General features: G+C 60.7%; 8 protein-coding genes. 6 read left to right on the top strand and 2 right to left on the bottom strand.

All coding sequences use genetic code 11. The annotated features are described in order from the left end of the window. The first annotated feature begins 16 nt into the window (after window positions 1-16). The 6 genes from purF (at window position 17) to purN (ending at window position 6908) form a co-directional block, all read left to right on the top strand. The gene (purF, locus tag H6650_12740) at window positions 17-1516 is read left to right on the top strand and encodes an amidophosphoribosyltransferase (protein ID MCB8952872.1); all 1500 of its coding nucleotides are present in this window, start codon (window positions 17-19) and stop codon (window positions 1514-1516) included. A 53-nt stretch (window positions 1517-1569) separates the two neighbouring features. Next, window positions 1570-3042 carry a hypothetical protein gene (locus tag H6650_12735; GenBank protein ID MCB8952871.1) on the top strand — a complete coding sequence of 491 codons (1473 nt, stop codon included), beginning with the start codon at window positions 1570-1572 and terminating at the stop codon, window positions 3040-3042. 334 nt (window positions 3043-3376) lie between these two features. Then, the gene (gene purD / locus H6650_12730) at window positions 3377-4645 is read left to right on the top strand and encodes a phosphoribosylamine--glycine ligase (protein MCB8952870.1); all 1269 of its coding nucleotides are present in this window, start codon (window positions 3377-3379) and stop codon (window positions 4643-4645) included. A gap of 40 nt (window positions 4646-4685) precedes the next feature. Beyond that, window positions 4686-5240: an adenylate kinase gene (locus tag H6650_12725; protein ID MCB8952869.1), complete on the top strand. Its 555-nt coding sequence runs from the start codon at window positions 4686-4688 to the stop codon at window positions 5238-5240. Next, on the top strand, window positions 5221-6261 hold the full coding sequence (locus H6650_12720; protein MCB8952868.1) for a phosphoribosylformylglycinamidine cyclo-ligase: 1041 nt from the start codon (window positions 5221-5223) through the stop codon (window positions 6259-6261). Before H6650_12725 ends, H6650_12720 begins: the two co-directional genes overlap by 20 nt. A 35-nt stretch (window positions 6262-6296) precedes the next feature. Further along, window positions 6297-6908 (top strand): phosphoribosylglycinamide formyltransferase, encoded by a 612-nt coding sequence (gene purN, locus H6650_12715; protein ID MCB8952867.1) that lies wholly within the window; start codon window positions 6297-6299, stop codon window positions 6906-6908. A gap of 20 nt (window positions 6909-6928) precedes the next feature. On the opposite strand, the gene H6650_12710 is transcribed toward purN, so the two are convergent. Both H6650_12710 and H6650_12705 read right to left on the bottom strand, forming a co-directional pair. Then, window positions 6929-10588 carry an AAA-like domain-containing protein gene (locus H6650_12710; GenBank protein MCB8952866.1) on the bottom strand — a complete coding sequence of 1220 codons (3660 nt, stop codon included), beginning with the start codon at window positions 10586-10588 and terminating at the stop codon, window positions 6929-6931. Further along, window positions 10581-12437: an AAA-like domain-containing protein gene (locus H6650_12705; GenBank protein ID MCB8952865.1), complete on the bottom strand. Its 1857-nt coding sequence runs from the start codon at window positions 12435-12437 to the stop codon at window positions 10581-10583. Before H6650_12705 ends, H6650_12710 begins: the two co-directional genes overlap by 8 nt. Window positions 12438-12748 lie beyond the last annotated feature (311 nt).

Genomic DNA, 12748 nt, shown 5'->3' with positions numbered 1-12748 from the left:
CAAACGGGAGAAAACTATGTTTGATTGGCAATTGGAATGGCAGGATGACAAGGCGCATGATGAGTGCGGGATTGTGGGCGTTTTTGCGCCGGGGCGGGATGTGGCGCGGCTGGCGTTTTTTGGTTTGTATGCGTTGCAGCATCGGGGGCAGGAAAGTGCCGGCATTTGCACCACCGACTCCCGAACCGCCTACATCCACAAAGGCATGGGACTCGTCGCCCAGGTCTTCAAAGAAGACAACCTGGCCCCCCTCGTCGGCCACCTGGCCATCGGCCACAACCGCTACTCCACCACCGGCTCCTCCCACATCAGCAACGCCCAACCCTACCTCATCGAAACCATCCACGGCCCCCTCGGCGTCGCCCACAACGGCAACCTCACCAACGCCCTCCACCTGCGCTACCAGCTTCTCAAACGCGGCGTGGGTCTCTCCTCCACCAGTGACAGCGAAGTGATCACCCAGATGTTGGCCGCGCCCGCCGACGTGTGGACCGAACTCCCCGCCCATGGCCGCCATACCGATCATTGGCTGGCGCGGCTGCACGCCCTCCAACTCGTCGCCGAAGGCGCCTACTCCCTCGTCGTCCTCACCCGTCGCGCCCTCTACGCCATGCGCGACCCGCTGGGGCTGCGCCCGCTCTGCCTGGGAGCATTGGACGGCGGTGGCTACGTCGTTGCCTCCGAATCGTGCGCCCTGCACACCATTGGCGCGCGCTTCCTGCGCGAAATCCAGCCCGGCGAGATTGTGCGTATCGACGAAACGGGCATCACGTCTTATATGGTGGAGCAGGCGGCACGACCCGCGCTCTGTATTTTCGAGTACGTCTATTTTGCCCGGCCCGACTCCACCTTCGAGGGGCAGGTGATCCACGAAGTGCGGCAGCGATTGGGCCGCCGGTTGGCCCAGGAAGCGCCCGCCCCCGCCGACGTGGTCATTGGCGTGCCTGACTCCTCCACCCCGGCAGCCATTGGCTACAGCCTGGAATCGGGCATTCCCTTCAGCGAGGGCCTGACCAAGAATCGCTACATCGGGCGCACGTTCATCCAGCCGGACGACCATCTGCGCAAGGAAGGCATCCGCATCAAGTACAATCCGCTCTCGACGAATTTACGGGGCAAGCGGGTGGTGATGGTGGATGATTCCATCGTGCGCGGGAATACGGCGGGGCCGCTGGTGCAGCTTCTGCGGGATGGCGGGGCCAGGGAGGTGCATGTGCGCGTTTCTTCGCCGCCGGTGCGCTTCCCTTGCTTCATGGGAATTGACATGGCCACGCAGTCGCAGTTGATCGCCCATCGGCTGGATGTGGAAGGAATCCGGCGGCGTGTTGGCGCGGATAGCCTGGCGTATTTGAGTTTGGAGGGGATGGTGGCGGCGGTGAATGCCGGCATTTCTCCCCCCACCAATCACTGCCACGCCTGTTTTTCCGGCCAATATCCGCTGGACATCCCTGACTGGCTTTTCCACGAAGAACGCGAAAAAATGCTGTTTGAAGGGCTGCGGGGCGTCGTTGGCTGACGTCCCCTGCTCTGCCTGGAAGAACTGCCTGGGGCGGGGGCAGGATGGTTGCCATGAATAAATCTCCCCTGGTCCGCCTCTCGTGGGCCGTCTTCTTCCTTGCCATCGCCCTGTTCGCGGACGCCTACGCCGCGCCGCCTACGCCGTTTCCTCCCTTCGTTTTGCCGGCACAAGGCTGCCCCATGGCCCACTGTGACGCGCAAATGACCGATTGGGAAAACGCACTGCCCCCCGGTCCCGAAGCGCGCATCATCTGGCGTGACGCCCGCGAAGGCCCGCCGGGCGAGCCGTTGGGATCATCGCGGGGGTTGGGTTGTGCCGGCAACGGCGAAATCGTCGCCTGCACATTTGGCCTCCCCCTGGAAGATGACGCCGACATCTCCTGCGACCCGCAAATACAGGACACCCTCGTCGTCTACGCCTACACCAATGCCCAGAAAACCCCCGACATTCTCTGGACCTCTGGCGACCTCCTCAACTGCACCGCCAACACGTCCGCCCCGCTCGTTGGCGTGAGCGGCGGCGTCATCGCCGCCGACGACACCCGCATCATCCGCTTCGCGCCCAACGGTATCCCCTTGTGGCAGACAGCCACCCCCGGGGGTAAGCCCATCAGCCCCGTCCTGCTGGACAGCGGCCTCATCCTCCTGGCAACCGTCGGCGGCCCCGTTTCCGTCTACAACAGCGAAACGGGCGAGATGGGCGCGCAGCTTTCCCTCGGCGAAGGCGCGAGCTTCTACGAGACCATCAACACGCCCGCCGTCAACGGCAACCGCGTCTATATTTCCACGCAACTCAACGAAGACCCCACCTATGGGCGGCTTTATGCGCTGGATGTGACGCCCGGCCCTCCCGCCAACATCCAGGTCGCCTGGCATTTCAACTTTGGCGGCCCCAGCGGTGCCAGCCCTCTCCTCATTGGCGACACCCTTTACTTTGACGGCAATCGATCTGAACCGGGCGGGGCGTTCGCGCCGCAAATTTACGCGGTGCAGGACACGGGCAGCATCGGGCAACTGCTGTGGGTGAAGCCGATGCCCGGCGAAATCCAGGCATCGTTTGCGCGGGACCCGCGCGGCGGTTTTTGGGCGTTTTCGGTGGGCACGCCGCTCAAAGATAATCGCTGGCTGACGCGAATGCGGTTCACCGACCTGGATGGGGATGGGGTGGGGGATGTGTGGGAGCGGATTGATCTGGATGCGCTGGTCAATTTGCCGGGTGTCCATGTGCCTTCGTCGGCCATGTCCATTGCCGGCACAGCCGACACCCCCATTATGATCGTCAGCGCCACCGCCTTTGCCGAAGATGGCTCCATTGATTCCACCTACGTTGTCGCCGTAGACCTGGCCGCGCGCGCCCGTTTCTGGCGCGTCTGGCTGCCCTCCGACCTGACCGCCGGCCAATTTGCCGTGACTTTGGGCGCATTGGGGCCGCGCGTGTTCTTCACCAACAAAACCGAGGGAGCCTGGGTCATCGGCAGACCCTTGACATACACTGAACTGCTGCCCGCCGTGTTCGCCCCTTGAGGCGGAGCCGTTGCTGCTTCCCGTCTGTTTCTTCCCCGTTTGCCGTGAGAAATTTGCGCGAACGAGTTACAATAACGTGACTCGCTTCCGTATGGAAGTCGGGTAGGACGCGGGCGAGCGCGGAATGACGCGAAAAAATCCGCGCAAGCCGGCACTATTTTACTACAATACGCTTCGCTTTCGCATAGTGGCGCACCGACCAGGAGAGAAAACAGGGTGGGGCGCGGAGGGTCGCGGAAAAGCGAGCGTCCGCGGGATTTGTAACCGTTTTCGTAGCGCCTCGGTTGCCGGCATTTGCGGCGGCAGAGACAAGGAATCGGCAAGCGTGAAGAAGTTGAATCTGTTAATCGTTGGCGGCGGGGGACGAGAACACGCGTTGGCCTGGAAGCTGGCCCAATCGCCCCGCGTAGCCGCCTTGTATATCGCCCCCGGAAATGGGGGTACGGAGCAGTTGGGCACAAACGTTCCCATTGACGACAATGACGTGAATGCGCTCAGCCTGTTTGCGCGGAAGAATCAGATAGACCTGACCATTGTGGGACCGGAAACACCGCTGGCGGCGGGCATCACGGACGTTTTTCATGCGGCGGGGCTGCGCGTGTTTGGCCCCTCCCGCCTGGCGGCGCAGCTAGAGTCGTCGAAAGCTTTCGCCAAAGGGTTCATGCTGGACCACGACATTCCCACGGCGGCGTATGCCACGTTTGAGACCTACGAGGCGGCGCTTGCCTATGCGCGAAAGCAGCCGGGTCGGGTGGTGGTGAAGGCCAGCGGATTGGCGGCAGGGAAGGGCGTGATTGTGTGCGATGATCGGGCGCAGGCGGAGGCGGCGCTGCATGAGATTATGGTGGCGCGGCGCTTTGGCAATGCCGGCAATCAAGTCATCATCGAAGAGCGTCTGCAAGGCCCCGAACTCTCCCTGCTGGCCTTCACCGATGGGCGCACCGTGGTCCCCCTGCTGCCGGCACGCGACCACAAACGTGTCTACGACCATGATCAGGGTCCGAACACGGGCGGCATGGGGGCCTACGCGCCGCCGCCGGACGTGGACGACGACATGGCAGCCGACATCATGCGCACGGTGCTGCAACCCGCTGTTGCCGGCATGGCGGAACGACGGATGCCTTATGTGGGGGTGCTGTATGCCGGCATGATCCTCACCCCCGACGGCCCCAAAGTGCTGGAATTCAACTGTCGCTTTGGCGACCCGGAGACGCAGGCCATCTTGCCCATGCTGGACAGCGACCTGCTGGAGATCATGCTCGCCTGCCTGGATGGCTCGTTGCAGCCGGAGATGGTGCGGCAGCGCCCCGGCGCGTGCGCCACCATCGTCATGGCCGCGCCCGGCTATCCCGGCACATATCCCAAAGGGTTGCCCATTGAGGGCATTGCCGCAGCGGAGCGAGAAGCGGGCGTGATTGTCTTCCATGCCGGCACATCGCGGGTCAATGACTGCCTGGAAACCAGCGGCGGGCGCGTCCTGGCCGTCACCGCCCAGGGCGACACCGTCTCCACGGCGGCGCGGCGGGCATATGCGGGCGTCTCCCACATCCACTTCGACAAAGCCCACTACCGCCGCGACATTGGCGTGGACGTGCCCGCCTGATCCCGTGGTTGCCTCCGCCTTGTCACTTCCCTCCGCGGAGATGGGGCTGCGCCTCAACATTGTGGGAACCGGCGGCGTGGGCAAGACCACCCTGGCGCGGCGGCTGAGCCAGGTGCTGGCGCTGCCGCACGTGGAGTTGGACGCCCTCTACTGGGGACCCAACTGGACGGAACCGACGCCGGAGGTCTTTCGCCGGCGGGTGGGCGCGGCCCTCGACCGTCCGCGTTGGGTGGTGGACGGCAATTATTCCGTCGTGCGGGACATCATCTGGGGCCGGGCGGATACCATTGTGTGGCTTGATTACGGGCTGCCCTTGATTTTGTGGCGGGTGACGTGGCGCACGGTACGGCGGGCAGCGCGCCGGGAGGTCTTGTGGCAGGGGAATCGAGAGGCGTGGGGGCGATTCTTCAGCCGCGACTCAATGGTGGTGTGGGTGCTGCGAACGTATCGCCGCCGCCGTCGCCAATATCGCGCCCTGTTCGCCGATCCCGCTCATGCGCATCTGCGCAAAGTGCGCCTGCGCGGCCCGCGCGAGACGGAGACGTGGCTGGCGGCATTGCCGCGCCGCGCCCGCGATGAGGAAACAGATGCGTGAAGAGAATGCTTATGCGCGGGCGGGGGTGGATATTGATGCCGGCAATCGCGCCACCCAACTGATACGCGCCGCCGTCCGCTCCACCTTTGGCCCCGAAGTCCTTTCCGACGTGGGGTCCTTTGGCGGCCTTTTCAGCGCCGCCGCCCTGCGGGACATGGCCGCGCCCGTGCTGGTCGCCTCTACCGACGGCGTGGGCACAAAGACGAAGGTGGCCGCCCGCCTGGGTCGCTGGGACACCATCGGCCACGACATCGTCAACCATTGCGTCAACGACATCCTGGTGCAGGGAGCGCGCCCCCTCTTCTTTCTCGACTACGTGGCCGCGGCGCGGCTCGATCCGTCGCAAATCGCCACCATTGTGGGCGGGATCGCCGCCGCCTGCCGCGCCGCGGGCTGCGCCTTGCTCGGCGGCGAAACGGCGGAGATGCCGGGCGTGTACACCGAGGGGGCGGTGGACCTGGTGGGGACGATTGTGGGGGTGGTGGACCGTGCCGGCATTATTGATGGCCGCCGTATTCAACCGGGGGACGCGATTCTGGGGTTGCCTTCCTCCGGCCTGCATACCAATGGTTTTACCCTGGCGCGGCAGGCGTTGGCGGGGCTGGATTGGACGCGGCCCGCGCCGGGGATGGCTCGGCCGTTGGGGGAGTTGCTGCTGACGCCGCATCGCGCTTATTTGCCGCAGGTGCGGGCGTTGTGGAATGCCGGCATTGACGTGCGCGGCCTGGCGCATATCACCGGCGGCGGCCTGATCGACAATCCGCCGCGTATTTTCCCCGATGGGGTGGGGGCGGCTTTGCGCCGGGGAAGCTGGCCCATCCCTCCCCTTTTTGACTTGATTCAACGCCTGGGGGACGTGAGCGAGGCGGAAATGCGGCGGGTGTTCAATATGGGGTTGGGGATGCTGGTGGTTTTGCCGGCATTCCAGGTCGCGGCGGCGCAGGCCGTTGTGGGCGAATCCTACGTGGTGGGCGAGATAGTGACAAGCGCCACAAAAGGGGTGGTCGTCGTCGATGGCTAGTTACGCGCGCGCCCCACGCTTCCCTCGGAGGTCGTATGCGTAAACGCCTGGTGGTCTTGGTTTCCGGGTCGGGGACGAATTTGCAGGCATTGTTGGATGCGGCGAAGGGAGGGGAAATGCCGGCATCCATCGTTCTCGTCGTCTCGAATCGGCGGGAGGCGTATGGCTTGACGCGGGCGCGGGAGGCGGGTGTGCCGGCGCTCTATTTTCCTTTGCGCCCGTTCCGCGAAGCGGGCCAGACGCGCGTGGATTATGACGCGGCGTTGGCGGCGGCCATTCAGCCATATGCGCCGGACTTGATTGTGTTGGCGGGGTGGATGCACATTCTCAGCCCGGCTTTTCTGAACGAATTTCCGAACCGGGTGATCAATTTACATCCGGCGCTGCCTGGGCAATATGCCGGCACGCACGCCATCCAACGCGCCTACGAAGCCTACCGACGCGGCGAAATTTCGCATAGCGGGTGCATAGTGCACGTTGTCGTGCCCGAAGTGGACGCGGGACCCGTCATCGGCCAGCGCGTCGTCCCCCTCCACCCCACGGACACCCTGGCCGACTTTGAGGCGCGCATGCACGCGGCGGAACACGAGTTAATTGTCACGGCCACGCGACAGGCGCTCAAGTCACCTTGCCCCGGCACATTCTGAGCCGGTACGAGAAGGGGCTTTTAGGGAAGGGTGGGGCAGGTGCGATGGTATGGCTGCGCAACACCGAAGTATTGACTCCATTCGACCTGTGTCAGATTGCGGCCGGCAGCCTGGCAGGCTAACGCTACCAGTTCCGTTGTATCCAGCGTCCACAAGCGCACACTCCCGTCAACACTGCCCGTTATGAGCCAATGATTGTCGGGGCTGAACAGGAGTGTCCAGACCCAGTTCTGGTGGCCGGCAAAAATGATGGAGGCTGCTGCCGGCACTGTCGTGGTCATATCCCAGAGGCGAGCCGTACGATCCTCGCTGCCGCTGGCTAACCAATGGCCGTCGGGGCTGAAAGCGACCGTAAACACGTTCCCTTTGTGCCCTTTTAGGAGCAGCGGGGCGATTTCCAAATCAGGTGACGTCAAATCCCACAAGTAGACGGAAGAGTCGCCGCAGGCGATAGCCAGCCAGCGACTGTCCGGGCTAATCGCCAGATCGAAAACAATGCCATTATGACTCAGGATGTGTTGATCGGCAGTGGGATCGGGTTCGGTCAGATCCCACAAGCGAGCCGTTCGATCCTCGCTGCCCGTCACCAGCCAGCGGCCATCGCCGCTAAACGCGAGTTCCCAAATGCGTCCGTTGTGGCCCGGCAGCTTAATTGGTTCATTGACGACAGGCAGCGTCGTTAAATCCCACAGCAGAACAAAACCCTCAAAACTTCCTGCGGCCAGCCAATGATTGTCCGGGCTGATCGCGCTGGACGTTACGTTTCCCGTATGCCCTGGGAGCAGAATGGAAGTCGAGGATGGGTCCGGGGCCTGCAAATCCCAAAGTCGGGCCGTGCCGTCCCAACTTCCCGTCACCAGCCAATGATTATCTGGACTGATCGTTACCGTTTCTACGCGAGCCTCGTGAGCGGACAAAACTACAGGTTGGGTAGAAATTTCTGTCGCCGTCAAATCCCAAAGACGTACCGTTCCATCCCAACTGGCGGTTGCCAGCCAATGATTGTCCGTGCTAAGCGCCAGATTGGGTATCCAGTCATGGTGTCCGGCCAGTACGATGGACGTTGTTGACGGGTTTGGTGTGGTCAGGTCCCAAATACGGGCCGTCTGGTCGGTACTGACGGTCAACAACTGATTTTTATTGGAAGTAACGGCCAAATCTCCGACCCAATCCGTGTGCCCGCGTAAGACAATGGGCGCCGGCGCTGCTGCCGGATTGTCACTCTGCAAATCCCAGAGTCGGGCCGTATTATCGGCGCTGCCCGTGACCAGCCAATGACTGTCAGAGCTGATTGTCGCCGTTTTGATCGTGTCCGCGTGTCCCGACAGACGCACAGAAGCGGTGGTAGGGTCTGGTTTCCGCAAATCCCAGAGACGGGCTGTGTTGTCCGCGCTGGTTGTGGCCAACCAGTGTCCATCAGGGCTGAAAACAACGGTTTCTATTAACCCTTGGTGTTCCGCCAGGAGCAGCGGTGTATCGGCAGGATCCTCCGTGGTCAAATCCCACAAGTGAACTTTTCGGTCCAACCCGCCGGTTGCCAGCCAGTGGGCATCGGGGCTGAAGGCCAAATCCGTGGGGATGTTTTCGTGGGGCAAAACAGCCGCCAGCATGTTTTCGGGGTCTGGCGCGAGCAGATTCCAGAGACGGACGTCCTGGTCAAAGCTGGCGGTTGCCAGCCAGTGATTGTCGGGGCTGATGGCCAGCGACCAGACATTGTTGGTATGTCCAGGCAGGACAATGGCGGATGTTTCTGGGTGGGCGCTGCGCAGATTCCACAGGCGCGCCGTGAAGTCGAAACTCCCCGTCGCCAGCCAATGTCCATCAGGACTGACGGCCAGGGTGGCTATCTGATTTGTATGCCCGGCCAGGATGAGCGGGTTGGCGGACGGGTCTGGGGCTGTGAGGTTCCACATACGGGCGGTTTTGTCGCCGCTCCCCGTTATCAACCAGTGATTATCCGGGGTAAAGGCGAGGGCCGTAATCACGGCCCGGTGCCCACGCAAGACGATGGGGGCGGGAATGTCCTCCATGTGGGTTAGGTCCCAGATGCGGGCGGTGTTGTCATGGCTGCCCGAGGCCAGCCAGTGCCCATCCGCGCTCATGGCCAGCGATTTGATGATGTCTTCGTGGCCCTTGAGGATAATGGGATTGGCCGCGGGGTCGGCGGCGGAGAGGTCCCAGATGCGAATGTCGCCATCTTTGCTTCCGGTTGCCAACCAGCGACTATCAGGTGTGATAGCCACGGCATTGATCCCGTCTGTGTGACCGGCCAGGGGGCGACCGCCGGTTTGTGTGAGCGCCTGCCAGAGGATGTTTTCGGTGAGGAGCGTGTTTGTTTGTCCCTGCTCCTGTGCCATGCGTAGCGCTTCCGTGGCCAACAAGAGACTTTGTTGTGGTGAATCCGTCAGGCGTTCCATGGCGATTGCCTGGGTGCGGAATATACGGGAAAAGGTTTCATTGATTCGGGCAACTTCGAATTGGCGGATGGCAAAAAGCAGGACGAGGATGAGTCCTGTGAGCAGGGCGGCGCTCACGCCGGCGGCAATTTTCACTTCACGAGGGATCAGGTCCCACCAGCTTACGGGCCAATGCTGGCGAATCCACGGTTCGTCAAAGAGGGTTGCGTAGATGGGGTTGCGTACCTTTAGCAGGCCTGCTTCCGCGCGGACGATGCCGGATAGTTTTAAGTGGGCTTTGAGCGGGGATTGCGCGTCATCACGCACGGGGCGTTTTTTGACGCGGATGGCCTGATAGATTTTTAATACCAGGGTGGGGTCCAGGTCTCCTTTGGGCGATGTGAGCCAATCACGAACGAATTGTAGATTATCGTCTTCCCATCCTTTGCGACTAAAAAAAACAGTGGCGACGAGTTGTTCCACGGCATCGCGGGAGGCTTCGCGCCATTCCTGCCGCGCGCTGAGGGATTGGATGCGCTCGCATACGCGCTGTGTCAGATAGGGGTGTCCTCCTGTCCAATGGAGGACCCATGTCAGGGTCTGGCGGGCTTTGTCTGGGGGGAGTTTCAGTCCCGCGGCCAGGGGGAGGGCTTCTTCCAGGGTGAAGTCGGTGAGTTCGACCCGTTGGCCGATGTTGAAGGGGGTGCGGCGGGGGTCGGTGATGAGTTCGCTGGGGGTGGCAACGCCAAAGAGGACGAAGGAGAGGCGTGCCAGGGCGGGTTCGGTGGCGCGGGCGTTGTAGAGGGAACGAATGCCGGCAAAAAAGTCATCCGTAAAATCCAGCCGCAGCGTCGTATCAATTTCATCAACAAAGATAACGACCGGGGTGACCACTTCCCGTAATAACACTTCACGGAAGAAAAGCATGAAGCGGTGCATCAGGCTTAACTGTTCGTGGCCGTGCCACCAATCAAAAAGGTCCGTCTGCAGTTGCAGACTTTGGCTGATTGTGAAGAGAAGGCCAAGGTGCCATTGTTCCGCTGTGATTTGTTCATTGCCAAAGCGGGAAAGGTCAATGGTGACGGAACGGATTCCCTCTTGCGCCAGACGTTGCGCGGTATTCACCATCAGGCTGGATTTTCCCATCTGACGAGCGGTGAGGACATAGGCAAAAGCCCCGGTCTGGCAAAGCCGAAGCAGTTCGGCATCGGCCTGGCGGTGAATGTAAATGCCGTGACCGGCCTGAACCGTACCTTTAATGGTGTAGATATTTTGATCAGTCATGCAAATTTTTGGCAAAGAAATCGGCGTAAAGTTGGCAACTGGGAATAACGGTATACTCTTCTTCTTGCCGCACCAGGCCGGCGCCCTGTAGTCGCCAGAATACCTGGTGGTCATCGCAGCGCTGTTCGTGGAGGACTTGCTGAAATCCGCGGCGCAACGCAGGATGCAAATATAAGTTTAAGAGATGGCGACGTAAATGATCCCCGTAGGGGCCGTCATCTTCCGCGGCGTGGCGGAAAAAATCAGGGGCGGATATTTCTTGCCGCGCCAGAAGGTAGAGGGCGCGGCGGACGAGATAGGGATGTCCCTGCAACAGGGACATTAGCCGCGCCAACTGGTTGCTGTTCAACGGTTCATGGTGGCGGCGGTTGAGTTCTGACACCTGGGCCAGGGTGAAGTTGGTTAGTGAAACAGTCACGCCTACGTTAAAGGGGGATTGATGCAGGTCGTTTATGAAACCATAGGGTTCGGTTGAACTGACCAGGGCCAGGTCCAGATGTTTCCACACGGATTCCAGCGCGCGCCCATTGTGCCAACTGCGCAGCATACCAAAGAAGCTGTTGCGGAAATCAGTGTCATAGATGTTGTCAACTTCGTCAATAGCGAGTAGAAGCGTGCGGTCGCTGTGGGTGAGCAGGCAATGTCTGATATATTCTGTACACCGCAAGGCAGCGGGTAGCGGGAGCCGCCAGTAGGTGGTCAGTTTTTCATCCAATTCTTCCCATGCGGCCGCATCCAGGTAATAGGCGAAGGCGCTGCAAAACTGGCGCAAGAAGGTTTCGAAATCGCTGTGGGTTGGCTGCATTTGTTGGAAGTCGAGGAAGATGACGTGTTTGCCGGCATTTTTCCCGGACGCCATCAACCGTGCTAATAAAGAGCTTTTTCCCGTTTGGCGAGGCCCTTTTATGGTGATAGTAACGCCTGGGTGCAGCATGGCCTGCCGTGCTATGCGATCCGCCTCTCTTTCGATATAGAAAGCGGAGTCAGGCGACATGGTGCCTTCCGGCATCTCCAGGGGGAGACGGGAAGCCAGAGGCAGAGGGGGCAGCATGTCAATTGTTTGGTCTGTTTGTCGCGGTTGTTTGGCGATGCCGGCAATGGGCATCTTGCCCAAGATGGCCTGCCGAATATCTTCCACCAGTCGGGGTGTGTCTTCTATCGTCCGCCAGATGATGTCCAGGCTGCTGTGGTCCAGGTAGGTTTCCGTTGGCTCCGGGAATGTGCCGGCATAAGCCAGCCGCACCGTAAAAAGAAGCGGCCTGCCTGAATTTGTCTCGCGCAGGCGATGTATTTCCTCCAGTTGAAAGAGAAGCATCTCGTCTGCTATGGAGCGGGCGGAAAGTAGGGCGATGACGAAATCGGCTTGTTTTAGTTCGTTAATAGAGAGGGCTATTCCATCGGGAGATGCCTGCTGCGCCTGGTCGAAAAAGATGTGGTGATGTTGGCGCAATTTTTCTGATAGGGTTTGGGCGATGTGCGAATCTGGCTGTACGTTGCCGGCATAACAAAGAAAGATGCGTGAACGGGGAGCGTCGGCAAACAGGCGGGCAAGAACGTCCCCAGGAGCGGGGTGACGTGCCTGTATCAGCAAACTTTGCGCCCAGGAGCGTCCCACAAATCCATACGTGACGCAGTATTGCACCAGTTTCTCTACATGGGATACGAAGTCGCCCGGAATATGGCCCCGACTCCACTTGGCAATCGCGTCTCCACTGTATCCGCCCAGTAGCGACTGCCCGATCTCCCCCTGGATGTCACGGACATTTCGTCGCTGTTTATTAGCGACACTCTTTACGCCCTGTTGTAATAAGGTTCCACAATAAAGCTGCGTTTTGTGTTGATTGTCCATTTTTAGGGAAGTGTTGCGGTGTGCAGCAAGGCTTGTTTACATCACAAGCCAGGAGGCCGTATCAAAAAGCGGACGTAATGAGATGGCGGGTGCAAAAATCCGTCGGAAATCGTCCGTAAAAGCGGACGGGAATGGATGGATAATAGTGGACATGTGCAGACCACAACCCCATCTTTCCCGAAACGCGAAGTGTTCATTCAAGTGAACATTGCCCATATTATATCTCAAAACGGGGTCAAGGAAGTGGCTGTATTTGGATAATTAAAGGCGACTATTCAGCCTCTGGGGTCATAGCCTAACGAGGAACCTTC

Source organism: Ardenticatenales bacterium (assembly GCA_020634515.1).
Classification (GTDB): Bacteria; Chloroflexota; Anaerolineae; order Promineifilales; family Promineifilaceae; genus JAGVTM01.
This window is presented reverse-complemented; position numbering and strand designations above follow the sequence as displayed.